23 protein-coding genes are annotated in these 25,184 nt (G+C 64.8%); 15 read left to right on the forward strand and 8 right to left on the reverse strand.

The window, feature by feature from the left end; translation table 11 throughout:
• Positions 1–41 precede the first annotated feature (41 nt).
• The 3 genes from JWJ88_RS02580 to JWJ88_RS02590 all read right to left on the reverse strand — a co-directional run bounded on the left by JWJ88_RS02580 (position 42) and on the right by JWJ88_RS02590 (position 2,959).
• Positions 42–830: an inositol monophosphatase family protein gene (locus JWJ88_RS02580; protein ID WP_205294562.1), complete on the reverse strand. Its 789-nt coding sequence runs from the start codon at positions 828–830 to the stop codon at positions 42–44.
• Between the two features lie 69 nt (positions 831–899).
• Positions 900–1,601: a GntR family transcriptional regulator gene (locus JWJ88_RS02585; protein ID WP_205294563.1), complete on the reverse strand. Its 702-nt coding sequence runs from the start codon at positions 1,599–1,601 to the stop codon at positions 900–902.
• Positions 1,598–2,959: a formimidoylglutamate deiminase gene (locus JWJ88_RS02590; protein WP_205294564.1), complete on the reverse strand. Its 1,362-nt coding sequence runs from the start codon at positions 2,957–2,959 to the stop codon at positions 1,598–1,600. The genes JWJ88_RS02585 and JWJ88_RS02590 overlap by 4 nt, the downstream gene beginning before the upstream one ends.
• Positions 2,960–3,055: 96 nt before the next feature.
• Between JWJ88_RS02590 and hutI the strand changes: the two genes are divergently transcribed.
• The 10 genes from hutI (at position 3,056) to JWJ88_RS02640 (ending at position 13,581) form a co-directional block, all read left to right on the forward strand.
• The gene (gene hutI / locus JWJ88_RS02595; protein ID WP_205294565.1) at positions 3,056–4,258 is read left to right on the forward strand and encodes an imidazolonepropionase; all 1,203 of its coding nucleotides are present in this window, start codon (positions 3,056–3,058) and stop codon (positions 4,256–4,258) included.
• Positions 4,251–5,792 (forward strand): histidine ammonia-lyase, encoded by a 1,542-nt coding sequence (gene hutH, locus JWJ88_RS02600; protein WP_205294566.1) that lies wholly within the window; start codon positions 4,251–4,253, stop codon positions 5,790–5,792. The genes hutI and hutH overlap by 8 nt, the downstream gene beginning before the upstream one ends.
• Entirely contained in the window at positions 5,789–6,580 is a 792-nt protein-coding gene (gene hutG, locus JWJ88_RS02605; RefSeq protein WP_205294567.1) for an N-formylglutamate deformylase, read from the forward strand. The genes hutH and hutG overlap by 4 nt, the downstream gene beginning before the upstream one ends.
• Positions 6,577–7,725 (forward strand): CaiB/BaiF CoA transferase family protein, encoded by a 1,149-nt coding sequence (locus JWJ88_RS02610; protein ID WP_205294568.1) that lies wholly within the window; start codon positions 6,577–6,579, stop codon positions 7,723–7,725. The genes hutG and JWJ88_RS02610 overlap by 4 nt, the downstream gene beginning before the upstream one ends.
• Positions 7,722–8,876 carry an acyl-CoA dehydrogenase family protein gene (locus tag JWJ88_RS02615; protein WP_205294569.1) on the forward strand — a complete coding sequence of 385 codons (1,155 nt, stop codon included), beginning with the start codon at positions 7,722–7,724 and terminating at the stop codon, positions 8,874–8,876. Before JWJ88_RS02610 ends, JWJ88_RS02615 begins: the two co-directional genes overlap by 4 nt.
• Positions 8,877–8,888: 12 nt before the next feature.
• Positions 8,889–10,553: a urocanate hydratase gene (gene hutU / locus JWJ88_RS02620; protein WP_205294570.1), complete on the forward strand. Its 1,665-nt coding sequence runs from the start codon at positions 8,889–8,891 to the stop codon at positions 10,551–10,553.
• Positions 10,554–10,620: 67 nt separating this feature from the next.
• Positions 10,621–11,439: a transporter substrate-binding domain-containing protein gene (locus JWJ88_RS02625; protein WP_205294571.1), complete on the forward strand. Its 819-nt coding sequence runs from the start codon at positions 10,621–10,623 to the stop codon at positions 11,437–11,439.
• Between the two features lie 57 nt (positions 11,440–11,496).
• A complete protein-coding gene (locus JWJ88_RS02630) occupies positions 11,497–12,144 on the forward strand; it encodes an amino acid ABC transporter permease (protein WP_205294572.1) in 648 nt (215 codons plus the stop codon).
• Entirely contained in the window at positions 12,144–12,806 is a 663-nt protein-coding gene (locus JWJ88_RS02635; RefSeq protein ID WP_205294573.1) for an amino acid ABC transporter permease, read from the forward strand. The genes JWJ88_RS02630 and JWJ88_RS02635 overlap by 1 nt, the downstream gene beginning before the upstream one ends.
• A gap of 4 nt (positions 12,807–12,810) precedes the next feature.
• A complete protein-coding gene (locus JWJ88_RS02640; RefSeq protein WP_205294574.1) occupies positions 12,811–13,581 on the forward strand; it encodes an amino acid ABC transporter ATP-binding protein in 771 nt (256 codons plus the stop codon).
• A 99-nt stretch (positions 13,582–13,680) separates the two neighbouring features.
• Here JWJ88_RS02640 and JWJ88_RS02645 read toward each other — a convergent pair whose 3' ends face one another.
• Entirely contained in the window at positions 13,681–14,835 is a 1,155-nt protein-coding gene (locus JWJ88_RS02645; RefSeq protein ID WP_205294575.1) for a DUF3734 domain-containing protein, read from the reverse strand.
• 296 nt (positions 14,836–15,131) lie between these two features.
• Between JWJ88_RS02645 and JWJ88_RS02650 the strand changes: the two genes are divergently transcribed.
• Both JWJ88_RS02650 and JWJ88_RS02655 read left to right on the forward strand, forming a co-directional pair.
• The gene (locus JWJ88_RS02650; RefSeq protein WP_205294576.1) at positions 15,132–16,409 is read left to right on the forward strand and encodes a hemolysin family protein; all 1,278 of its coding nucleotides are present in this window, start codon (positions 15,132–15,134) and stop codon (positions 16,407–16,409) included.
• A gap of 85 nt (positions 16,410–16,494) precedes the next feature.
• On the forward strand, positions 16,495–17,478 hold the full coding sequence (locus JWJ88_RS02655) for a hydrogen peroxide-inducible genes activator (protein ID WP_205294577.1): 984 nt from the start codon (positions 16,495–16,497) through the stop codon (positions 17,476–17,478).
• On the opposite strand, the gene JWJ88_RS02660 is transcribed toward JWJ88_RS02655, so the two are convergent.
• Genes JWJ88_RS02660 through exbB form a run of 3 tightly spaced genes read right to left on the reverse strand, consistent with a single transcriptional unit; the run spans position 17,459 to position 20,103 of the window.
• Positions 17,459–18,307 carry an energy transducer TonB family protein gene (locus JWJ88_RS02660; RefSeq protein ID WP_205294578.1) on the reverse strand — a complete coding sequence of 283 codons (849 nt, stop codon included), beginning with the start codon at positions 18,305–18,307 and terminating at the stop codon, positions 17,459–17,461. The two genes, JWJ88_RS02655 and JWJ88_RS02660, sit on opposite strands and share 20 nt — an antisense overlap.
• A complete protein-coding gene (gene exbD, locus JWJ88_RS02665; RefSeq protein WP_205294579.1) occupies positions 18,304–18,819 on the reverse strand; it encodes a TonB system transport protein ExbD in 516 nt (171 codons plus the stop codon). Before exbD ends, JWJ88_RS02660 begins: the two co-directional genes overlap by 4 nt.
• Positions 18,820–18,822: 3 nt before the next feature.
• Entirely contained in the window at positions 18,823–20,103 is a 1,281-nt protein-coding gene (gene exbB, locus JWJ88_RS02670; RefSeq protein ID WP_205294580.1) for a tonB-system energizer ExbB, read from the reverse strand.
• A 528-nt stretch (positions 20,104–20,631) separates the two neighbouring features.
• On the opposite strand from exbB, the gene JWJ88_RS02675 reads away from it, so the two are divergent.
• Genes JWJ88_RS02675 through dinB form a run of 3 tightly spaced genes read left to right on the forward strand, consistent with a single transcriptional unit; the run spans position 20,632 to position 24,178 of the window.
• Positions 20,632–22,371 carry an ABC transporter ATP-binding protein gene (locus JWJ88_RS02675; RefSeq protein ID WP_205294581.1) on the forward strand — a complete coding sequence of 580 codons (1,740 nt, stop codon included), beginning with the start codon at positions 20,632–20,634 and terminating at the stop codon, positions 22,369–22,371.
• Complete coding sequence (gene ygfZ / locus JWJ88_RS02680; protein WP_205294582.1) at positions 22,371–23,087, forward strand: CAF17-like 4Fe-4S cluster assembly/insertion protein YgfZ; 717 nt, start codon at positions 22,371–22,373, stop codon at positions 23,085–23,087. Before JWJ88_RS02675 ends, ygfZ begins: the two co-directional genes overlap by 1 nt.
• Entirely contained in the window at positions 23,084–24,178 is a 1,095-nt protein-coding gene (dinB, locus tag JWJ88_RS02685) for a DNA polymerase IV (protein WP_205294583.1), read from the forward strand. The genes ygfZ and dinB overlap by 4 nt, the downstream gene beginning before the upstream one ends.
• On the opposite strand, the gene JWJ88_RS02690 is transcribed toward dinB, so the two are convergent.
• Positions 24,169–25,050, reverse strand: coding sequence for a DUF533 domain-containing protein (locus tag JWJ88_RS02690; RefSeq protein WP_240200179.1), 882 nt, complete (start codon positions 25,048–25,050; stop codon positions 24,169–24,171). The two genes, dinB and JWJ88_RS02690, sit on opposite strands and share 10 nt — an antisense overlap.
• Between the last annotated feature and the right edge of the window lie 134 nt (positions 25,051–25,184).

A 25,184-nucleotide genomic window follows, 5' to 3' on the forward strand; every position in this document is an offset into this window, starting at 1 on the left:
TCCCGGCCATGCCCTTGCCCGCGGCAAAGGTCAAGCGGGGCTCAGTCCCGCTGACGCACTATTGCTGCGAACTCGTCGAAAAGCTGCGTGTTTGCGGCAACGATCGAGCCCGATTCGACCGGGCTTTCTTCAGAGCGGATCGATTCGACAAAGCCGCCCGCCTCTTTCACCAGCAAGATGCCGGCGGCCACGTCCCAGGACTTGATGCCCCGTTCCCAATAGCCCTCGTACCGGCCGGTCGCGACATAGGCCAGGTCCAGCGAAGCCGCGCCCCAGCGTCGCACGCCCGCAGTCAGCGGCATCAGCCGGGACAGGTCGCGCAGGGTCGCGGGCAGTGTGCCCCGTCCGGCAAAGGGCACGCCGGTCGCGAAGATCGATTCGATCATCTGACGGCGGCCCGAGACGCGGATACGGCGGTCGTTCAGAAACGCGCCGTCGCCCTTCTCGGCGGTGAACAGCTCGTCCTTGGCCGCGTCAAAGACCACGGCGGCGACGATTTCGCCCTTGTGCTCCAGCGCGATGCTGACGGCCCAATGCGGCAGGCCGTGCAGGAAGTTGGTGGTGCCGTCCAGCGGATCGACGATCCAGCGCCGGGTCGGGTCCTCGCCGGCCTCTTCGCCGGTTTCCTCGCCGATCCAGCCGTAATTCGGGCGGGCGGTGCGCAGTTCTTCCTTGATGATGCGCTCGGCCTCGCGGTCGGCGCGGGTGACGAAATCGCCGGCCCCCTTGACGGAGACCTGCAGGTTCTCGACCTCGCGGAAGTCCTTGACGAGGCTGCGGCCCGCCTTGCGCGCGGCCTTGATCATGATGTTGAGATTGGCGCTGGCCATGGAATTTCCTTATTGGGATTGGCCGCTGTCTTAGGCCAAGGGCCGCACAAAGTGAAGCGGGCGCAACCCTTAGTGCGTTGCGATCATGGCATAGCCGGGATGAAAGGCCACCCGGACCGAGGTGATGGCGCCCAGATCGTTGAACGTGGTGCGCTGCAGGATCAGCAGCGCGGTGCCTTGCCGGGTCTCCAGCAGGCGCGCGTCGCTGGCGCTGGCGTTCTCGGCCGAGAAGGCCATGTCCGCATGACGCCAGGGAAAATTCCTGACCAGCCACTCGTTGGCGGTGATGCGCTGAAAGTCCACCGTCTCGGCGCCGGGTGCGGCGGCGGGGTTGAGCCAGCGATCCTCGGCCTGAAAGGGCTTGTCGTCGCCGTAATGGACGGTGCGCAGGTGGATCAGCTCTGCGTCCTCGGGCAGGGCCATGCGCGCGGCGATCTCGGCCGGCGGCGGGCCACGCCTTTGTGCGATGACGCGGTGGCTGTATTCCATCCCCGCCTGCTCGATCTGTTCGCGCACGATGGGGATGGTCAGGGTCGCCTTGCGCGCCGGGTTCACCGTCACATGGGTCCCGGCGCGGCGTTTGCGGTCCAGAAGCCCCTCTTCGGCCAGCAGTTGCAGGGCCTTGTTCACCGTCGCGCGGGCGACGCCGAACTCGACGGCCAGGGCCGCTTCGTCCGGGATGCGGTCGCCCTGCCGCCATTCGCGATCCAGAATGCGGCGGCGCACTTCGCTGGCGATGATCTGCGCTTTGGAGGAGCTTCTTTCGGTCACATGCGGTCCTGAAGTCGGGCGATGGTCGCCAGGTAATCGCCTATGATGGCGTCATGGTCCATATGCCTGCCCTCGGTCACGACATGACGGCCGGCGGTCCAGACATCGCGCACCAGCCCATCATGGCCGGCAAAGATCAGGCTGTCGATAAGCTGGTCGTCCTTGCGGCCGGCCATGACCGGGTTGCGCAGATCGACCGCAGCCAGATCGGCCCAAAGACCCGGACGGATCGCCCCGGTTTCGCGCCCCGCCGCCGTGGCGCCCCCGTCAAGCCCGGCCTCGTACAGCACCCGCCCGGTCGAGCGTCCGGGTTCCGCCAGAATCGCCCGTCCGTTGTCGCGCAGGCGCTGGCTGTATTCCAGCGTGCGAAGCTCTTCGACCAGCGAGATGCGGATGTTGCTGTCCGAGCCAAAGCCAAGACGGCCCTTGTCCTCGGCCCAGATCGTGCCGTTGAAGGTGCCGTCGCCCAAGGACGATTCGGTGATCGGGCAAAGCCCTGCCACGGCTCCGGTGGCGGCAAGGCGGCGGGTTTCGTCCTCGGTCATGTGGGTCAGGTGGATCAGTGTCCAGCGTTGGTCGGGGGCAAAGTTCTCAAGCAGCCATTCCACCGGGCGGCGGCCATAGGCGGCGCTGATTTCCTCGATCTCGGGGATCTGCTCGGCCAGATGCATGTGCAGCGGCCGGCCGGGACGCAGTTCCACGCAGGCTTGCAGCGCCTCGGGGCTGACGGCGCGCAACGAATGCGGCGCGACACCGATGCCGGCATCGGCCGGCAGGTTGCGCAACGCGGTTTCAGAGGCGTCCAGCAGGCGCTGGAATTCCTCGGGCGTGGTGCCGAAGCGGTTCTGGCCGGGGGCGAGCGCCCGGCGATCCACGCCGCCGAACTGGTAATGGACGGGCAAAAGCGTCAGGCCGATGCCGGTGCGGCCGGCGGCGGCCGCGATACGTTCGGCCATCTCGGCGATATTGTCGTAATGCGCGCCGCCGGGGCGGTGGTGCAGATAGTGGAATTCGACATTGGTGGCATAGCCGGCCTCCAGCATCTCCATCTGCACCAGGGCCGCGATGGATTCGACATCCTCGGGCGTCAGGTGGTCCAGAAAGCGATACATGATCTGCCGCCAGGTCCAGAATGTATCGCGCGGCTCGGGTCCCTTGGCTTCGGACAGGCCGGCCATCGCGCGCTGAAAGGCATGGCTGTGCAGGTTCGCCATGGCAGGCAGCAGCAGCCCGACGCGATGGCCCTGCGGCGCGGCACCTTTCTCGACCGTCGCGATTCGGCCCTGATCGACCGTCACGAGCACATTTTCTGCCCATCCATCGGGCAACAAGGCCCGCTCTGCCCAGATCACAGTCATCCTGTCGCCCTTCTTTGCGTCAAAATAAGTTTAGACATAGAGATTAATTAAGTTTAGACATAGAACGACCGAGAAATCAATCCGGGATGCGATCCGATGCAGCTTCTTCGCAATGCGCGATTTGTGACGATGAACGAAGAATCAGGTGGTTATGACCTGATCGAGCAAGGGGCGCTGGTAATCGAAGATGGGCGAATCGCTTGGGTCGGCTCAGAATCGGATCTGCCCACGCGTTACGGAGATGCGACGCATCGCGATCTTGGCGGGCGGCTGGTGACGCCGGGCCTGATCGATTGCCATACCCATATCGTCTTTGGCGGTGATCGTGCCCGCGAGTTCGAGATGCGGCTGGAAGGCGCCTCTTACGAAGAGATCGCGCGGGCGGGTGGCGGCATTCTGTCCAGCGTCCGTGCCACGCGCGAGGCCGATGAAGAGACCTTGCTGGCGCGCGCCCTGCCACGCGTCGATACGCTGCTGGCCGAGGGCGTGACCACGCTGGAGATCAAGTCGGGCTACGGGCTGGATATCGACAGCGAGTTGAAGATGCTGCGCGTTGCCCGCCGTATCGGACAGGTTCGCAAGGTTACGGTGCGCACCACCTGGCTGGCCGCCCATGCACTGCCCCCGGAATACAAGGACAACCGCGCGGGATATATCCGCGAGGTGGTGATTGCCGGAATGGATCGCGGCCATGCCGAGGGGCTGATCGACGCCGTCGACGGTTTCTGCGAAGGCATCGCCTTCTCGCGCGAGGAAATGGCCGGCATCTTTGATCACGCCGCCGGGCTGGGCCTGCCGGTCAAGCTGCATGCCGAACAGCTTTCCGATCTGGGCGGCGCGGCGATGGCGGCGCAGCACGGTGCGCTGTCGGCGGACCATTTGGAATATCTGGGGCAGGATGGCGTGGATGCCATGGCTGCCGCCGGCACCGTGGCAGTGCTGCTGCCGGGTGCCTTTTACACCCTGCGCGAGACGCAATACCCGCCGATGCAGGCGCTGCGCGCGGCCGGCGTGCCGATCGCGCTTGCGACGGACTGCAACCCCGGCACCTCGCCGCTGACCTCGCTGCTGTTGACCATGAACATGGGTGCGACGCTGTTTCGCATGACGCCGGCCGAGTGTCTGGCGGGGGTGACCTGCCATGCCGCCCGAGCGCTGGGACTTGCGGATCGGGGTCGGCTTGCACCCGGAATGCGCGCCGATCTGGCGGTCTGGGACATCCAGCATCCGGCCGAACTGACCTATCGCATTGGCTTTAATCCTCTTCATGCCCGCATCGTCGGAGGCGACCATGTCTGAACTGATCCTTACCCCCGGAGAAACCACGCTCGCGCAGCTTGAGCGGGTCTGGCGCGAGGGGCTGGCCGTGCGGCTGGCCGATTCCGCCCGTCCCGGCATCGCCGCATCCGCCGCGCGGATCGAGGCTGCCGCCAATGGCGATGTGCCTGTCTATGGCGTGAATACCGGGTTTGGCAAACTCGCCTCGATCAAGATCAGGACCGAGGATACGGCGACCCTGCAGCGCAACCTGATCCTGTCGCATTGCTGCGGCGTGGGTGAGGCGGTCGAGCCCGAGACGGTGCGCCTGATCATGGTGCTGAAGCTGTTGTCTCTGGGGCGCGGTGCCTCGGGCGTGCGTCCCGAAGTGATTGCGCTGATCGAGGCCATGCTGGCCAAGGGTGTCCTGCCGGTAATCCCCGCGCAGGGTTCTGTGGGCGCGTCCGGCGACCTTGCGCCGCTGGCGCATATGGCCGCCACCATGCTGGGCGAGGGCCGTGCCACCTATGAGGGGCGCGAGATGCCCTCGGCCGAGGCGCTGGCCGCCGCTGGCCTTTCGCCCGTAGTGCTGGCCGCCAAAGAGGGACTGGCGCTGATCAACGGCACGCAAGTCTCGACCGCTTTTGCGCTGGCGGGGCTGTTCGACGGCTTTGCCTCCGCCCGGGCGGCGCTGGTCACCTCGTCGCTTTCGACCGACGCCATCATGGGCTCGACTGCGCCCTTCCTTGACGAAATCCATACCCTGCGCGGTCATCGTGGCCAGATCGTGGCTGCCCGCACCATCCGTGCCTTGATGGATGGCAGCGAAATCCGCGAAAGCCATCGCGAGGGCGATACCCGCGTGCAGGACCCTTATTGCATCCGCTGCCAGCCTCAGGTGACCGGCGCCTGCATCGACCTGCTGTGGCAGGCCGCCCGCACGCTGGAAATTGAAGCCAATGCCGCCACCGACAACCCGCTGGTGCTGGTCGGCGCGGACCTCATCGTCTCGGGCGGCAATTTCCATGCCGAGCCGGTGGCCTTTGCTGCCGACCAGATCGCGTTGGCGCTTGCCGAAATGGGCGCGATTTCCCAGCGCCGCATCGCGCTGATGGTCGATCCGGCGCTGAGCCATGACCTGCCGCCCTTCCTGACCCCCGATCCGGGGTTGAACTCGGGCCTGATGATCGCCGAGGTCACCAGCGCCGCGCTGATGAGCGAGAACAAGCATCTCGCGACGCCCTGTTCGACCGATTCGACGCCGACCTCGGCCAATCAGGAGGACCACGTCAGCATGGCCGCCCATGGCGCGCGGCGGCTGAAGCGCATGAACGCCAACCTTGCGCAGATCCTGGGCATCGAGGCGCTTTGCGCCAGCGCCGGGGTCGAGTTCCGCGCACCCCTGGCGACCTCGGAGCCTTTGCAGGCGGTGATCGCCACGCTGCGCCAGACGGTGCCGGCGCTGGAGCAGGACCGCTATCTTGCCCCCGATCTTGTCGAATCGGCCCGGCTGATCCGCGAAGGTGTGCTGGTGGGGGTTGTCGCCGGGCATCTTCTGGACGAGGTGCGCGCGTGAGTGCTGTCGAAGTTCACAGTGGCGACAGCCCGGTCATCCTTGGCCTGCCGCACACAGGGACGTATCTGCCTGACGGGATCCGCGCCCGGCTGAACGAGCGTGGCCGGACGCTGGCCGATACCGACTGGCACATCCATCGGCTTTATGACGGGCTGTTGCCCGGCGCGACCACGGTGCGGGCCACGTTTCACCGCTATGTCATCGACGCCAATCGCGGGCCCGAGGACGAAAGCCTTTATCCCGGCCAAAACACCACCGGCCTTGTCCCCGTCACCGATTTCGACGGCCAGCCGATCTGGACCAGCGAGCCGACGGCAGATGAGATCGCCGACCGCAAGGCCCGCTTTCACGCTCCCTATCACGCGGCGCTGGCGGCCGAAATCCAGCGGGTGCGGGCGCGTCATGGCGTGGCGATTCTTTACGACTGCCACTCGATCCGCTCAGCGATCCCGTTTCTGTTCGAGGGGGTGTTGCCGGATTTCAATATAGGCACCAACAGCGGCGCCAGTTGCGATCCCCGGATCGAGGCGGCGACATTCGAACTTTGCGCCGCTACGGGTCGCAGCCACGTGTTGAACGGACGCTTCAAGGGCGGCTGGACAACGCGGCATTACGGCCAGCCCGAACAGGGCGTCCATGCGATCCAGATGGAGCTGGCGCAATCCACCCATCTGGTCAGCGAGGCGCTGCCCTTTGCCTATGACGACGAAAAGGCCGGACCGCTGCGTCAGACACTTGCGGCGATCCTTGATCGTCTGGCCACCTTGGCACCGGAGTTGCGCGCATGAAGCCGCTTTCGGGTATCAAGGTGCTGGACCTGTCCCGCGTGCTGGCGGGCCCGTATTGCACCGCGCTTCTGGCCGATCTGGGTGCCGAGATCATCAAGCTGGAGCCGCCCTCGGGTGACGATTACCGCCATATCGGCCCGTTCAAGGATGGCGAAAGCGCGCTTTTCACGCTGAACAACCGCGGCAAGCAAAGTCTTGCGCTGGATCTGAAGGTCCCCGAGGATCTGGCGCTGGCGAAAGCCATTGCCGCGCGCGTCGATGTTGTGGTCGAGAACTTTCGCCCGGGCGTTGCCGCCCGTCTGGGACTGGGCGCCGAGACATTGCGGGCGGAAAACCCGCGGCTGATCTATTGCTCGATCTCGGGCTTTGGCCAGCAGGGACCGTTCCGCGACCTGCCCGCCTATGATCTGGTGGTGCAGGCTATGTCGGGCCTGATGGCCGGCACCGGAGAAGAGGGCGGCGCACCGCTGAAGACCGGCGAGAGCATCGCCGATCTGATCGCGGGCCTGTTTGCAAGCTGGTCGATCATGGCCGCGCTGGTGCAAAGAGGCGCAAGCGGCGAGGGCGCCACGCTGGACGTGGCCATGTATGATGCGCTGTTTTCCATGCTGACGACCAGCCACGCGCTGCATTTCTATGCCGGTCAGTTGCCGCAGCGGGTGGGGAACCGCCATCCGCTTTCGACACCCTTCGGCTGCTTTGCCACGACCGACGGACAGGTGGTGATCGCGGTGTTGAACGGCAAGCAATTCGCCGCGCTGGCCACGCTGATCGGCGCGCCCGAGGCTGCCGACGACCCGCGCTTTGCCAGTGACGAAAGCCGCACCACGCATGAACCGGCGTTGAAGGCGCTGATCGAGGCGTGGTCGCAACGGCTGACCACCGAGGAAGCCGTTGCGGGGCTTGCCTCGGTCGGGCTGCCCGCTGCGCCGATCTGGGACATCGCTCAGGCTGCCGGCAACGAGCATGCCGTGATGCGCGGTCTGGTCAGCCGCCTGCCGCATCCGGTGCTGGGTCAGGCCCCGACCATTGGTCAGCCGGTGCGCTTTGACGGAGAGAAACCGGTGGCCGAGACCTCGGCCCCGCGCCTTGGCGGCGACCGCGCCGCGATCTTGCGCGAATTTGGATTGGAGGAACCCGCATGAGCGACGACTGGCACATGCTGGCCGAAGAGGAACGGCTGTTCTGCGACGTGCTCGAACGCATCTGCGCCGAACGGATCGCCCCGAAGGCGGCTGAGACCGACGAGACCTCGGCCTTTGTTCACGACCAGCTTGCCCTGTTGGGCGAGGCGGGAATGATGGGCGCGAACCTGCCCGAGGAATATGGCGGCAGCGGTATTTCGGCGCCGGCGCTTTTGCGGGCGGTGGCGATCGTGGCGGGGGCCTGCGGCTCGACCGGCTCGGCGCTGACGGCGCATTATCTGGCGACCGACTCGATCCTGCTGGGCGGGTCAGAAGCGCAAAAACAGGAATGGCTGCCCAAGGCGGCCAGTGGCGAGGCGCTGGGGGCTTTTGCCCTGACCGAGCCGACTGCCGGCTCGGACCCTGCCGATATGAAGACCCGCGCCCGTCGCACCGACAGCGGCTGGCACCTCAAGGGCACGAAATGCTTCATCTCGAATGGTGGGGTGGCGGATTTCATCGTGGTCTATGCCGTGACCGACCCAGAAAAGGCGCATCGCGGCATCTCGGCCTTTATCCTGCCCAAGGGCACGGCGGGACTGGAGCCAGGCGCCCCGGAAAAAACCATGGGGCTGAAGGGTGGGCATGTCTTTACCCTGAACCTCGACTGCCACCTGCCGCAAGACGCGCTGCTGGGCGAAGAGGGCAGGGGCTTCCGCACCGCCATGCAGGTTCTGGACAACGGCCGTATCGAGGTCGCGGCGCAATGCCTGGGCCTTGCCGAGGCGGCGATGACGGCGGCCATCGCCTATGCCAAGGATCGGGTGATCGGCGGCGAAGCCCTGACCGACCGGCAGGGCATCCGCTGGATGATCGCCGATATGGGTCTGGCTTATCGTCAGGCGCTGCTTCTGTCGCAGGATGCGGCCCGTCAGCGGCAGGCGGCGCATCATGGCGGCGGGCGTTTCTCGCTTGCCTCCAGCATGGCGAAACTGGCTGCCAGCGAGGCCGCTGGCCGCATCGCCGACACCGCGCTGCAACTGCACGGTGGCTATGGCTATACCCGCGACTTCCCCATCGAGAGGATCGCCCGCGACCTGCGCATCATGCGCATCTATGAGGGCTCCTCGGAAATTCAACGCATCATCATTTCCGGCAACATGCTGGCCTGAACGGAGAGAGACATGGACAATCCCCGTCACAATACCCGCGACATCTATCCGCCGACCGGCACCGAGATCACCGCGAAAAGCTGGCTGACCGAGGCACCGATGCGGATGCTGATGAACAACCTGCATCCCGATGTGGCCGAGAACCCGCATGAGCTGGTGGTCTATGGCGGTATCGGCCGCGCCGCGCGGACCTGGAAGGATTTCGACCTGATCGTCGACAGCCTCAAGAAGCTGGAAGCGGACGAAACCCTGCTGGTGCAATCGGGCAAGCCGGTGGGCGTCTTCAAGACCCATAAGGACGCACCCCGCGTGCTGATCGCCAACTCGAACCTCGTGCCGCATTGGGCGAACTGGGACCATTTCAACGAATTGGATAAGAAGGGTCTGGCGATGTATGGCCAGATGACCGCCGGTTCGTGGATCTATATCGGCGCTCAGGGCATCGTTCAGGGCACTTATGAAACCTTTGTCGAGGCGGGCCGTCAGCACTATAACGGCGACCTCACGGGCAAATGGGTTCTGACCGGCGGTCTTGGCGGCATGGGCGGCGCGCAGCCGTTGGCGGCGGTCATGGCCGGCGCCTGCTGCCTTGCCGTTGAATGCGACGAGACCCGCGCCGATTTCCGCATCCGCACGCGTTATGTCGATGAAAAGACCCATTCGCTGGACGAGGCGCTGGCGATGATCGACCGCTGGACCAAGAATGGCGAAGTGAAATCGGTCGCGCTGATCGGCAATGCCGCCGAGGTCTTCCCCGAGCTTTACAAGCGCGGCGTGCGTCCCGATATCGTCACCGACCAGACCTCGGCCCATGACCCGGTCCACGGCTATCTGCCGATTGGCTGGACGGTTGCGGAATGGCGTGCGCGTCAGGAAACCGATCCGAAAGCCGTCGAGAAAGCTGCCCGCGCCTCCATGCGCAAGCAGGTCGAAGCCATGGTCGCCTATTATAATGACGGCGTGCCGACGGTCGATTACGGCAACAACATCCGCCAGATGGCGCTGGAAGAGGGGCTTGAAGACGCCTTTGCCTTCCCCGGCTTCGTTCCGGCCTATATCCGCCCGCTTTTCTGCCGCGGCATCGGTCCCTTCCGTTGGGCGGCGCTGTCGGGCGACCCGGAGGATATCTACAAGACCGACCAGAAGGTGAAAGAGATCGTCAACGATCCGCATCTGCACAACTGGCTGGACATGGCGCGCGAGCGTATCAGTTTCCAGGGTCTGCCGGCGCGGATCTGCTGGGTCGGGCTGGGCCTTCGTCACAAGCTGGGCCTTGCCTTCAACGAGATGGTGCGCAATGGCGAGCTGAAGGCGCCCATCGTCATCGGCCGCGACCACCTCGATTCGGGTTCGGTCGCAAGCCCCAACCGCGAGACCGAGGCAATGCAGGACGGATCGGACGCCGTTTCCGACTGGCCGTTGCTGAACGCGCTGCTCAACACCGCCTCGGGTGCGACCTGGGTGTCGCTGCACCATGGCGGCGGTGTGGGCATGGGCTTTTCGCAGCATTCCGGCATGGTTATCTGCTGTGACGGGTCCGAGGAGGCCGATGCGCGTCTTGCCCGTGTCCTGTGGAACGATCCGGCAACCGGTGTCATGCGCCATGCTGACGCGGGCTATAAGATCGCACTGGACTGCGCGCAGGAGCACGGGTTGAATCTGCCCGGGATTCTCTGATCCAAGGGGCGTGGATCGCGCAACGCTCCGTGGCCGCGCCCATCACTGTCCAACTAGGAGAAAAGACATGACTTTCCAGACCACTCTCAAGGCCGCCCTGTTCGGGTTGTCCGCGCTTGCGCTGGGTTCGGCGGCTTCGGCCGATCAACTCGCCGACGTCAAGGCGGCCGGCAAGATCGTTACCGCGACCGACATGCACTATGCCCCCTTCGACATGCTGAACAACGGCACCTATGAGGGCATGACCAAGGACCTGTTCGACGAAGTCAGCAAGGAAATCGGGGTCGAGCCGCTTTATCAGGACATTCCCTGGACCGCCGAACTGCCGGGCCTTGAGGTCAAGAAGTTCGACATCGTGATCGCGCCGGTGACCGTCACCCCCGAGCGGCTGGAGCGTTACACCTTCACCCTGCCGATCGCCGATGCCACCGTCTCGCTGGTCAAGGCGGCGGCGAATGCCGATCTGAACAAGCCCGAGGATATCAAGGGCAAGACCGTCGGCGTGCAGCAAGGGACCGCGCAGTTCCGCCAGCTTCAAGCCTATGGTGAAAGCCTGGGCGGCGTGAACGTCAAGGAATACGGCACCACCGACGAAGCCTATGCCGATCTGGCGGCCGGCCGTCTGGATGCGGTGGCGGGCTCGCTGCCGAACCTGACCTATCTGGTGAAGAACCGTCCCGAAACCTTCGCGCTCTTCGAGCCGGCCCAATTCGGTGAGCCGACCTATTTCGCCTGGGTGCTGCGCAAGGATGCCGACAGTGACAGCTTTGCCCAAGCGATCAACGATGCGCTGCTGAAGATGACCGATGACGGTCGCGTTCAGGCCATCCAAGAAAAATGGCTGGGCAGCTATACCGAACTGCCGCGCGAAGTCCCGGCCAACTAAATCGCTGGCGGGCGGGATCTTTCCCGCCCGTTCCCCAAGGGCCAAGGCGAGGCGTGCATGTTCTCAATCCCGGTCTTCCTACAAAGTTTCGAACCGCTGTTCTGGGCGGCGCGTTATACGCTTCTGATCTCGGTTCTGGGCATTGGGCTGGGGCTGGTGATCGGCACGCTGATTTGTGCCGCGCGCATGTCGCCTTATGCGCCCCTGCGCGCCTTTGGCGCGATCTGGGTCAGCTTCCTGCGTGGCGTTCCACTGCTGGTGCAGCTTTTGGTGTTCTATTACACGCTGCCGGTCATCGGCATCAACGTGCCCGCCATCGTTGCGGCGGTCGTCACGGTGGGCATCTGCGCCAGCGCCTATATCTCGGAAATCTGGCGCGGGGCGATTGCCGCACTGCCCCGGGGGCAGGCCGAGGCCGCCGTTGCCATCGGCATGACCCCACGCCACGTCTGGACCCGGGTGATCCTGCCGCAAGCCTTTACCATGTCGCTGCCGGCGCTGGTCAACGAGCTGATCTTGCTGGTGAAAGCCAGCTCTCTGGTCTCGGTCGTGGGCATTCTTGAACTGACCCGCGCCAGTCAGGCGCAGGCCGCGACCACCTTCCGCCCGCTGGAAGTCTATATCGCAGCCGCCTGCATCTATCTTGCGATCAACCTCTGCCTTGCGGCGCTGGGGCGCTATCTTGAACACAGGACGGCCGTCTGATGGAATGGAGCATCATCGAGCAATACGGCCCCGCCCTGCTGAGGGGCTTTGGCATCACCGTGCTGTGCTGGATTTTGGGCACAATCTTTGGCATGGCGCTGGGTCTGGTGATCGCGCTGATCCAGCGTTACGGGCCGCGCTGGCTGGGCTGGATCGTCCAAGCCTATATCGAGATCATCCGCGGCACGCCCTTTCTGGTGCAACTGTTCGTGCTTTACTATGGCGGACCGCTGATCGGGCTAAGGCTGGACGCGCTGCCGGCGGGGCTTTTGGGCCTGACCATCTATGGCAGCCCCTATTTCGCCGAGATCTTCCGCTCGGGCTTTCGTGCGGTGCCGCATGGCCAGATCGAAGCTGCCCGCGCCATCGGCATGGCCGAACCCACCATCGTGCGCCGCATCCTGCTGCCCTTGGGCTTGGTTTCGTCGCTGCCCGCGCTGGTCAACTTCTCGATCATCCTGACCAAGGAAACGGTGATCCTGTCCATCATCACCGTGCCGGAACTGATGTACCAGGTCAGCCGCATGTCCACCGAGACCTTCCGCTATCTGGAGGCCAATCTGGTGCTGGCGCTGTTCTTCTGGGCACTGGTCGAGACCATATCGCGCGTCGGCCGCCGGCTTGAGACGCGCATCACCAAACACCTGATCGAAAGGAGCTGAGCCGATGCAGGCTTCCGCCGTCGATATTCGCAAGGTCAACAAGTACTACGGCCCCTTTCATGCGTTGAAGGACGTGGATCTGGCGATCCCGCCGGGCAAGGTGACCTGCCTGATCGGGCCCTCCGGCTCGGGCAAGTCCACGCTTTTGCGCTGCATCAACTTTCTCGAGGAATACGATTCCGGCGAGATCCGCATCGACGGGCAACTCATCGGCTATGAGACGCCCGGCAAGAAGATGTCGGGACGCAAGCTGCGCGAGATGCGGCGCAGCATCGGCATGGTGTTCCAGCAGTTCAACCTGTGGCCGCACATGACGGCCCGGGAAAACGTGGCCGAAGGGTTGATCCGCGTACGCGGCCTGTCCAAGCCCGAGGCCGACAGCCGTGCGGTCGAGGCGCTGACCAAGGTTGGGTTGGCCGACAAGATGGCCAACCACCCTTCGCGCCTGTCGGGCGGCCAGCAGCAGCGCGTCGCCATCGCCCGGGCCATCGCCATGGAACCGCGGCTGATGCTGTTCGACGAACCGACCTCTGCCCTTGATCCTGAACTGGTGGGCGAGGTGCTGAACGTGATGAAGGCGCTGGCCAGCGAAGGCATGACCATGGTCGTGGTCACGCATGAGATGGGTTTTGCCGCCCATGTCGCCGATCAGGTCGCTTTCATGGAAAAGGGTGAACTGGTGGGCGTGGATACCCCCGACCGTATCCTGCACCACCCCGAGGATGCGCGGATCCAGGGCTTCCTGCGCACCTATCACGAACGCAATATTTTCTAAGGCGTCCATGCATTTCAGGCGGCCGCCGGCTTACGCGACCGTCTGTCCAAGCCCATCCAGCAGGGGCTGGGCCCCAGTTGTTCTGCGCGGTTCCGGATTTCAGACCGCGTTTGCCTGCTGCCGATGCGGGTCGTTGATGTCAAAGATCATCAGCCCGTCTTCGGGCACCTGCCGCCCGGTCCAGCGCGGATCGTTCAGGGATCGTTCGGCGTCTTGCAGCCCGTCGCGCCAATGGTCCAGCATCGACAGGCGTGAGAATTCATAATCCTTGGACGCGCTTTCGTAATCGGCATGACGATAGATCAAGTGCATCAGGCTGACCGGATGGGTGGGACCGGAATCGATCAGCCTGGCCAGGTCGGGGTCGTTGCGAAACTCGGCCGGCAGGCGTGCGTGCAGCCGGCGCGCGGCGCTGGCCAGCGCGTGGCGGATGCGGAATTCATCAGTATTCAGCCGGGTTCGGCTGGAAAAGCGGATTTCGCGTTCGCGCTGTTCCACCTCGGCCATGGTGCGGGGCAGGATGTCGCGCGACGGATAAAGGTCCACCTGATAGATGCAAAGAGGCTGCTGGCTGGGGACCGCCAGCACGAATTGCAAGGGCGAGTTGGAGACCAGCCCACCATCCCAATATTGCCGCCCTTCGATCTCGACTGCTGGAAAGCCCGGTGGCAGCGCGCCCGAGGCCATGATGTGATCGACGGTGATGCGCATTTCCAGACTGTCGAAGCAGGTGAAATTGCCGGTTTCGACGTCCACCGCGCCGACAGAAAGCCTTGGCCCGTGGTCGTTGAGATAGTCGAAGTCGATCAGCCCTAGCAGCGTGTTGCGTAGTGGCGTGGTGTCGTACCAACTGGTTTGCCGCATCAGCCCCGGCAGGAATGAAAACAGGTCGGGGACGCGCGGCCGGAAAAAGCCGGGCGCACCCAGCATCGTGCTCATGGCGGCGCGGCTTTCGTTGCAGACAGAACGCATCTGCTCGTAAAGCGGCCCGCCATCGAAACATGACCCCATAAGCCAGGGGGCGCCTGTCACCCCCTCCCAAAAGCGGCGCAGCGCGGCGAGTCGGTCGGCGGGGCGGTTGCCGGCGATAAGTGCTGCGTTGATCGACCCGATCGAGATTCCCGCCAGCCAATCCGGTTCCTGCCGTGCGCGACAAAGTGCCTCATACGCGCCGGCCTGAAAGGCCCCCAGCGCGCCGCCGCCTTGAAGGACAAAGGCGATTTTTTCGGACGTTTCCCCCGCGCTGTCTTTCATCTGTCCCCCGGATTTCGTTGTGTGATTCCTGTCACGCTATGCCTGAGGAGGGAAGATTTCCATAACAGCCTGCAAAACAACCGATAAATTTTTTCAAATGCGGGAATACGGCGGTCAGCGTTCGGGGCGAGCGTCGATTTTTCCTTCGGAGATTGCCACGGCAGCCTCAGGCGATATACTGGGGCATGACACAGCCGGAGCGCCGACGAGCGTATGATCGACGACCCTTCCGACGGACGCAGCCTGCTGCGCCGCGCTGCTTTCCCAAATTTCCCTGACCCTAGCGAGTCCCTTTGATGTGGATCGAAATCCTTGTCGTCCTTGTCCTGACCTTGGTGAATGGTCTTTTGGCCATGTCCGAACTGGCAATCGTCTCGGCCCGTCCGGCGCGGTTGAAAGTGCTGGCCGAGCGCGGCGACCGGGGGGCTGTCACGGCGCTGAAACTGGCTGACGATCCGGGGCGGTTCCTGTCCTCGGTCCAGATCGGGATCACGCTGGTGGGCGTGCTGTCCGGTGCGTTTTCCGGCGCGACGCTGGGCGCGCGTCTGGCGGCGGCGCTGCCGGGCTGGGGGGTGCCGCCCTCGCTGGCGCAACCTTTGGGCATGGGTGGCGTGGTCGTGGCCATCACCTATCTGTCGCTGATCGTGGGCGAGTTGGTGCCCAAGCAACTGGCGCTGAAGGCGCCAGAGCGGGTTGCGACGCGGGTTGCGCCCTTGATGCGGGCCATTTCGCGGGGTGCGGCTCCGCTGGTCTGGCTGCTCGACCGTTCTGGCAAGCTGGTGCTGGCCGCGCTGGGGCAATCGGGTCAGGACCGGCAATTGATCAGCGATGAAGAGATCAAGCTGGTCATCTCGGAGGCCGAGACGGCCGGGGTCATGCACCGCGCCGAGACCGAGATGATCGCCGGCGTCATGCGCATTGCCGACCGCAGTGCCCGCGGCCTGATGACGCCCCGGCGCGAGATCGAGGCGGTCGATGTGGCCGATAGCTGGGACGAGATGGCGCGCAAGTTCCGCGACAGCCGCCGCACCCGCCTGCCGGTCAGCGACGGCGATCCGAACAACCTGATCGGCGTGATCGCCAGCGTGGACCTGATGTCGCAAAGCCGGGCCGAGGCGGTGGACCTGCGCGAGGTGATGCACCCCGCACCGATCATTCCCGAAACGATGGACGCGCCAGAGGTGATCAGCCGGCTTCGCAGTGCACCCGGACAGATGCTGCTGGTCTATGACGAATACGGCCATTTCGAAGGCGTGGTGACGCCGATGGACGTGCTGGAGGCGATCACCGGCGAATTCGTCGGTCTCGTGGATGATGAGCCGAAGGTGGTCGTGCGCGAGGACGGCAGCCTGCTGGTCGCCGGCTGGATGCCGGTCGATGAATTCGCCGACCGGCTTTCGGCCCCGCTGGACGATGATCGGGATTATTCAACGGTCGCCGGGCTGGTGCTGGATCTTGCCGGCCGGTTACCGCAGGCGGGTGATCGGGTGGACTGGAAAGGCTGGCGTATCGAGGTCGTGGACATGGACGACCGCCGCATCGACAAGCTGCTGGTCCAGCGCCTGCCCGTTTAGACCGCCGCTGGTTTCGGTCTGCGACCGAAAGGCGCATTTCACAATGGAAAGTTGTGTTTTTCGTCCTTTGCGATAATCTGAGATTATGAATTTCACATTACGCCAGATCACTTATTTCCTTGCCGTCGCCCGGCTGGGCAACTTTGGCCGCGCGGCCGAGGTTGTGCATGTTTCGCAGCCGGGCCTGTCCAGCCAGATCGCCCAGCTAGAGGCGCGGCTGGGCGGGGTGCTGTTCGAACGCGGGGCCGGTGCCGGCCCGGTGCGGCTGACCGCATTGGGCGAGCGACTTTTGCCTGTGGCGCAAGAGCTGATGGACACGGCCAAACGGCTGGACGCGCTGGCGCGGGCCGGGCGCTCCCCTCTGTCGGGACGGCTGCGGCTGGCGATCATTCCGACGGTCGCGCCCTATCTGATTCCGCATCTGGTGCCGGCCTTGCGCGCCATCCATCCGGCGCTGGATCTGGAATTGCACGAGGTTGCGACCGACGATCTGGTGTCCGGGGTTCTCAGCCATCGCTTTGATGCCGGGATCATGGCTTCCTTGGGCGAGCAGGCCGGGATCGAGGCCGAGCGGGTGCTGCGGGATCCCTTTCTGATCGCACTGTCGGGCGACGACACCACCTTTCTGTCCGGGCCCGCCCGTCCTGAAAGCATCGAAGCCGAGCGTCTGTTGCTACTGGCCGACGGCCACTGCCTGCGCGATCAGGCGCTGGAGGTCTGCGGCATGCGCAGTCTGCGCCGCAAGCTGAACCTTGAAGCGGCGTCGATGGCGACGTTGATGCGGATGGTTGCCAGCGGCATGGGGATGACCCTGATCCCCAAGCTGGCGCTGGCGGATGAGAACCGCGATGGGCGGCTGCGCATCGTGCCTTTTGCCGAGCCGACCCCTTCGCGCGATCTGGCGGTGGTCTGGCGCCGCAATGCCGAGGTGGCGGCGGATGCGCGGGCCTTGGCCGGGATGGTGCGTGACCTTGCCCCGATGCTGGGCGTCGAGCCGATCCCGCGTTCCGTGCCGGATGGGTGTCCCGAAGTCCCGGCGCGGCGTAGGATCAGCGCAAAAGGATCTTGACCGGCAGGACCATAGAGGTGGTCTTGCCCGAGGGCGGTGCCGGCAGGCGAGGCATGCGCGAGGCCTGGTTGTTCAGTGCCATGTCGATCTTGGGGTCCCCGGTCGAGTTTGCCAGCGTTGCCCCCGCCACGCGGCCGCTGGGATCGATGCTGAAACGCACGGTTACGGTCATGGAGCCACCACGTCCGGAAAACCGCGTGCGTTGCATGTGGCGTGCAACTGCGGCCTGCACCTTGGACTGCCAGCTTGCCACCTGCCGGGGGCTGGGGCTGCCGACTTGGCCCTGCGGTGCGGCGGTGCGGTCCGATTGCGGGGCGCGGATCTGGGTTGTGGCCTGACGGGCGGGTTGCTCCTCGGGGGCGCGCTCTTTTCTCTCGCGCTTTTTCGGCTCGTGCCGCTTTTCAACCACCTTCGGTTCGGGCTCGGGCTCTGGTTCGGGCCGTTCCGGGGGGCGTTCGGATTTTTGCAGCACCACGGCATCCGGTGGCGGCGGGAACAGCGAGTTCATGTCGGCCAGCGGCTCAAGTTCCTCCAGCGGCGGCATGGCGACTTCCGGCTCCGGTTCGGGTTCCGGCTCGGGCTCTGGTTCCGGCTCTGGTTCCGGCGCGGCTTCGGTCAATTCGGGTGCTTCGGCTTCGTCCGGTGGCGCGGCTGCTTCGGGCATCGGCGCTAGCTCGACAAAGACCGGATCGGGCAGGCCGGGGGGCGCTGCGGCCTCGGCGCGTTGCATGATCCACAGCGCACCGCCCATATGCGCGACCAGGGCCACCGCCGCCGCAGTGCCCCATAAAGCGCTATCGCCCAGGGTCGAGGAACCTTTCCAACTCATGGCGTGCTTGCTCCGTTTGTTGGGGTCGGGCCGGTCGGGACCGCTGCCGGCGCGATGTCGGTCGCGGGTGCTGCGGCCGAGACATCGCCGGCCCCCGTCGTCTCCAGGCCCACCAAGGCGATCTTCAGATAACCGGTTTCGCGCAGGGTGTTCATGACGCCCATCAGGTCGCCATAGGATACGTCCTTGTCGGCGCGCAAAAAGATGCGCTCTTCGCGGTTGTTATCCGTGGCCGTTGCCAGTGCCGCGCCGAGATCGCCGGGGATCACATCTTCGTTGCCGATGGCAAGCGTCAGGTCGGGCTTGACCGTAATGTAGACCGGTTGGTCGGGGCGCTGTGCCGGCGTTGCGTTGGACACTGGCAGGTCGACGTTGACATCCACCGTGGCCAGCGGTGCTGCCACCATGAAGATGATCAGCAGCACCAGCATCACGTCGATAAACGGAGTGACGTTGATCTCGTGGTTTTCGACCAGATCGTCGCCTTGGGTTTCACGGATGCCGCCAGCCATGGTTCAGACCTCCGTGCGCGAAATGGTGCCGCGGAAGTCCAGATCGCGGCTGACAAGGCGCTTGACCCCTGCGGCGGCCTCGGCCAGCCGCAGACGGTAGCCGGTGATGGCGCGGGCAAAGACGTTATAGATCACCACGGCAGGGATGGCGGCGATAAGGCCGACCGCGGTGGCCAGCAGTGCCTCGGCGATGCCCGGCGCCACGACGGCAAGGTTGGTGGTCTGTGCCTGCGAAATGCCGATAAAGCTGTTCATAATCCCCCAGACGGTCCCGAACAGGCCAACGAAGGGCGCGGTCGAACCGATGGTGGCCAGAACGCCCGTGCCCCGGCTCATGCGACGGCCAGCGACGGCCTCGATGCGGTCCAGATGCGAATCGACGCGCTCTTTGACGCCAGAGTCGCCGGCTTGGTCCAGTGCGGGGGCCGAGCGGTCGTATTCCGTGGCGGCGGCGCGGATCATCCGAGAGACCGGGTCGCGGCGGCTGCCGGCCGATGCCAGCGCCGAGGGCAGGTTCGAGGCACATTCGATGCGGCGGATGCCGGATTGCGCGCGCCGCATCGCGCCCATCAGTTCCAGCACCTTGGCGACCAGAACCGTCCAGGTCACGACCGAGGCGAAGGCCAGGCCGAGCATCACCCCCTTAACTACCCAGTCGGCGGCCCAGAACATGCCCATGGGGGACAAGTCGTGGGGCAGGTTGGGATCGCGCGCGGGCGGAGGGGTCAGGACCGGCGCCAGCACGTCCTGCACCATCTGCGGCAGGATGCCCGAACCGATGGGTTCGGCTGCTTCGGGTTCAGGCGTTGCCGGGGCAGGGGTTTCGGGCGACGCGGGCATTTGCGCGGCCGGGGTCTCGGCAGTTGTTTCGGCGGGTACTTCGGTTGTCGGGGCGGTGCCGGCCGGAGCGTCTGCTACAGGAATATCTGCCGAAGGTGCATCCGCGGTTGGGGCGGTGGTTGCTGCGGCGGTTTCCGGCGCGGTCGTCGTGGTTTCGGGCGCCGAAGTTGCCGGATCGGTTGTTTCAGGCGCTGTGGTGGTCTCCGGCGCGGTCGTGGGTGCGGGTGTTGCCGGTGCCGCTGAACCGGGTGTCGCGGCTTCAGGCGCGTCGGTTTGCGCCGCCGGGGTTTCGGCGGCGGGGCTGGCCGGCTGGGTCTGGACCTCGGGCGCAGTGCTGGGTTGACCGCCCGTGGTTTCCTGCGCCGAAAGGGGTGCGGCAAACAGCAGGCAGGTCAATGCAACGGCGGTCCCCGCGCGGTAGCGCGGCAGCGACATCTGGGTCATGGCGATCCTTATAGTTCCGGCATTCGGTCAGTCCGCATCTTGCTGGGCGCGGCACATAAGAGTTGCACGCCGCCGACCCTTTGGCCGCGGTTCGGGTTCGTATCAATCACCAAGGTAAAATTGTCAACTATTCAGCGACACCTCTGCCGAGCCTTTATCATTGCCGAAAAGCTGCAACACGGTGGTGTTTTGTCGCGCGTGATATTTCTATGTGCATAACGAAACGAGGCAGGGTTGCTCTGCCGTTACATGAATATGCAAAGCACGGCAGCGCCAGTGGGCAAGCCGATTTTCGTCTGACGGCACGCGATTCGAAATTCCGTAGCGACCGGCAGGCTTGCCTGCTTATGGCAAGAAACCGATCCGATCGGCGGGATGCCGCCGTCGGAAAGATACATGACAAGCAATTTTCTCCGCCCGCCGCCGAAAGCGCCGCCCTCGTGCAAGACTGATCGGGATGCGGCAGCGGGTTGCTCCGGGACGGCTTGCGGCTTATCCCTTGGGACCGAACCGAATTCCGGGGACATGATGGCGGACAGACTCAACAAGACGGCCAATCTGTTCGCCCGCATGTGGCGAGACTATCTGAACCCCTATTGGGCGCGCATCCTGCTGGCGTTGCTGTTCCTGATCATCGAGGGTTCGACGCTGGGCATGCTCAGCTGGATGCTGAAGCCATTGTTCGATCGGGTTTTCGTGGGCGGCGATACCGATGCGATCTGGTGGGTCGGTGGTGTGATCTTTGCGCTGTTCCTGATCCGCGCCACGACTTTCGTGATCAACCGCAGCCTGATGACCTCGGTTTCGCTTGCGGTCTCGACCACGATGCAGACCGACATGCTGCGCCATATCATGGTGCTGGACAGCAGCTTTTTTCAGCAGAACGCGCCCGGTGCGTTGATCGAGCGGGTGCAGGGCGATTCCATCGCCGTGCAAGGGGTTTGGTCCACCTTCATCTCGGGTGCGGGGCGGGACATGGTTTCGCTGCTGTCGTTGTTCGGCGTGGCGTTGGCCGTCGATCCGTGGTGGACGATGGCGGCGCTGGTCGGCGCACCGTTGCTGATCCTGCCCACGCTGGTCGTGCAACGATATATCCGGCGCAAGATGCGGCAGAACCGCGTCAACGCCAGCCAGCGCGCCACCCGGCTGGATGAGGTGCTGCACGGCATCAACGCGGTCAAGCTGAACCGAATGGAGGATTATCAGACCAGCCGTTTCGAGCAGATAGTTACCCGCATCCGCAAGGCCGAAGTCAAGATGTCCGGCATCGGCGCCACGGTGCCGGCGCTGGTCGATGTCGTCACAGGTTTGGGCTTTGTCGGTGTGCTGGCGCTTGGCGGGGCCGAAGTCACGCGGGGCGAGCGCACGGTCGGCGATTTCATGTCGTTTTTCACCGCCATGGCGCTGGCCTTCCAGCCGTTGCGCCGGCTGGGTGCGCTGACCGGAACATGGCAGATCGCGGCTGCGAGTCTGGAACGCATCTATGGCGTGCTGGACATGCAGCCTACTATCGCCTCGGGTCCGCGGCGCGAACCGCCCCCCGATACCACGATCCGCTTTCAGGACGTTCGCCTGTCCTATGACAACAATGCGGTGCTGAATGGGCTGAGCTTTACCGCCGAGGCGGGACGGACCACGGCGCTGGTCGGGCCCTCGGGGGCAGGGAAGTCAACGGTTTTCAATCTTTTGACGAGGCTTGTTGATCCCGAATCTGGACAGATTACGTTGGGCGGGGTTCCGTTGCGAGAATTCGATCTGGGCATGCTGCGCGACCAGTTCTCGACCGTCAGTCAGGACGCGGCGCTGTTCGACGAGACCTTGCGCGAAAATATCCTGCTGGGTCGCCAGCAGGACGACGAGGCGCTGCGCCGCGCCATCGTCGCCGCCCATGTTGCCGATTTCACCGATGTGTTGCCCATGGGGCTGGACACGCCGGCCGGGCCGCGCGGATCGGCGCTGTCGGGTGGTCAGCGCCAGCGCGTAGCGATTGCCCGCGCGGTGCTGCGCAATGCGCCGATCCTGCTGCTGGACGAGGCGACCTCGGCGTTGGATGCCCAAAGCGAGCGGCTGGTGCAGCAGGCGCTGGACGAACTGTCGGCCGGGCGCACAACGCTGGTCATCGCGCATCGGCTTTCGACCGTGCGGCAGGCCGACAAGATCGTCGTGGTTGAAGCGGGAAGGGTTGTCGAAGAGGGCAGCCACGACCAGCTTATGGCACGGGGCGGTGCTTATGCCGCGCTGGTCAGATTGCAATTCGGAGATCAGTGATGTGGCGAATTCTGGCGGTTTCGGGCGAGGATCGGGTCGAGTTCCTGCAAGGGCTGGTGACGAACAAGGTCGGACCGGCCCCCTGTTGGGCTGCGCTGCTGACGCCGCAGGGCAAATATCTGGCCGATTTCCTGATCGTGCCGGATGGTGAGCGGCTGTTGATCGACGTGGACGCCCGGCTGGCGGATGACCTGACGCGGCGGCTGTCGATGTACAAACTGCGCTCCAAAGTGACGCTGGAGCCGACCGACATAGCCGTGGCGCGCGGCACCGGACCTGCACCCGGTGGCGCGATCATCGACCCCCGGCATCCGGCGCTTGGCTGGCGGCTTTACGGGGCGTCCGGTGACGACGGTACCGACTGGGACGCCATCCGGGTCGAGCATTGCATCCCCGAAAGCATGATCGAACTGATCCCGAACGAGACCTTTATCCTTGAAGCCGGGTTCGAGCGCCTGCATGGCGTCGATTTCCGCAAGGGCTGTTATGTGGGGCAAGAGGTCACGGCGCGGATGAAACACAAGACCGAATTGCGCAAGGGCCTCGTCACCGTGGGCATCGAAGGTGCGGCACCCCTGGGCACGCCGATCCTGATGGCGGATGGGCGCGAGGCCGGTACGCTTTTCACCCAGTCCGGCGCCCGCGCCATCGCGTATATGCGCTTTGACCGGATGGGCGACGGCCTTTCGGCGGGGGATGCCCGCATCCTGCCATGACCTCTGGGTCGACCGAGGAGCGGGTCCGCCGCATCGTGCATGTGGATATGGACGCCTTCTTTGCCTCGGTCGAGCAGCGCGACAATCCGGACCTGCGTGGCAAGCCTGTCGCCGTGGGCGGCATTCAGCGCGGTGTGGTGGCGGCGGCCAGCTATGAGGCGCGGCGCTTTGGCGTGCGATCGGCCATGCCCTCGATGCGGGCCATGCGGCTGTGCCCGGACCTGATCTTTGTGAAACCGCGCTTTGACGTCTATCGTGCCGTCAGCCAGCAGATCCGCGCGATATTTGCCGAATATACGCCGCTGGTCGAGCCGCTGTCGCTGGACGAGGCCTATCTGGACCTGACCGACTATCTGCAGGGCAGCACCGCCACGCGCATCGCCAAAGAGATCCGGGCGCGCATCCACGAGGCGACGGGGCTGACCGCCTCGGCCGGGGTCAGCTATAACAAGTTCCTGGCAAAACTGGCCTCGGACCAGCGCAAGCCTGACGGGCTGTTCGTGATCCCGCCCGAGGCGGGGATGGAATTCGTGCAAGGCCTGCCCATCGGCCGTTTTCATGGCATCGGCCCGGCGACCGCCGCGCGGATGGAGGCGCATGGCATCCTGACCGGGGCCGACCTTGCCCGGCAGAGCCTGGAGTTCCTGACCGTGCGTTTCGGCAAGTCGGGCGCCTATTACTGGCACATCTCTCGCGGTATCGACATGCGCGAGGTCAAGCCGAACCGCATCCGCAAAAGCATCGGCGCCGAGAATACGTATTTCGAGGACCTGCGCGACATCAAGGCGGCGCATGAGGCGCTGGCGGTGCTGGCCGACAAGGTCTGGCGCCATGCGACGGGGTCCGCACGTCGGGGGCGGACGGTGACCTTGAAAGTGAAATACGGCGATTTCCGACAGATTACCCGGGCGCGATCCCTGTCGCGTTTCGTGGGCGGTCGCGACGAGATGCTGGAGATGGCCTGCGAACTGCTGACCCCCGTCTTTGCCGATCCGCACGGGGTCCGGTTATTGGGCATCACGCTGTCGGGACTGGAAGAGGCGCGGCAGGATGAGCCGCCGCGCCAATTGGGCCTGTTCGATCAGGCATAAAGGTTGATGACCCCGACCTTCTGATGGATTCCATTCACGGTCTCCTTATCGAGTCCAAGACCTTGCGCCAGCGTGTGCAGGTATTCGGCCTCTTTGCGGTTGTCGAACTCGATCGCCATCAGCGACATCAGATAGACCTGCGGGCCGAAACCCTGCGGCACCTCGCGGGCCAGCGCGGCGGCATCCACCGGGGCGGCCATCTGTTCGCGGATAAAGGTCCGTTCGTCGTCGTCGAGATCGCCCAGCTTGGCCATCAGCTTGGCCTTTTCGCCCTCGTCGATTTCGCCATCCGACTTCGCGGCATGGATCATCGCCTTCAACATCAGCCCGGCAAGCGCATTCTGTTCCGGGGTAGGGGCGGTCGAAAGTTCGCCCTCGCTGGCCAGAGCCTCGTTGAACAGCTCGCCGAAGCTGGCGTCGTTTTGCGGCTGCGAGCCTTTTTGCGCAAGGCCTTCATGGGGCTGACCGCCCCGCCCGCCCAACAGATCGCCCAACATACCACCAAGGCTTCCGGCAGCAGCGCCGCCCAAAATGCCGCCAGCCGCGGCGCCGCCTTTCCCGCCGGTCAGTTGATCCAGTATTCCACCAAGCCCGCCTTGCGCCGTTCCGGCGGTTCTGGGCGAATTCGGACCACCATAGGCCGTCCCGCCCCCCGTGCGTCCGCCCAGCACCTGGCCAAGCATGTCGCCCAGCCCGCCAGACCCGCTGCGGCGTTCGCCGGCCTGTGCGGTATTGTTGCCGAACAGCTCGTCCAGCAGCCCGCCCGAACCGCGCCCCTCCCCGCCGCTTTGGCGGGTCTGGTTGTTTTTCATCATGGTTCCGATCCCCTTGGCCAACATGACGCCGGCCGCGACCTTAGCGAGGGATTTCATCAGGCTCATCTCGTTCCTCCGAAAGCATTGTCGGGCCGCTGGGCCGGCCGGTCTTGACTGCGGGTTTCCAACGCTTCGCCCCGGTGTCGGTTCCACGGCCACACGACCCAAGGCGAAGGCCATGGCGCCCTTGA

The sequence above is a fragment of the Paracoccus methylovorus genome (genome assembly GCF_016919705.1).
Taxonomy (GTDB): Bacteria; Pseudomonadota; Alphaproteobacteria; order Rhodobacterales; family Rhodobacteraceae; genus Paracoccus; species Paracoccus methylovorus.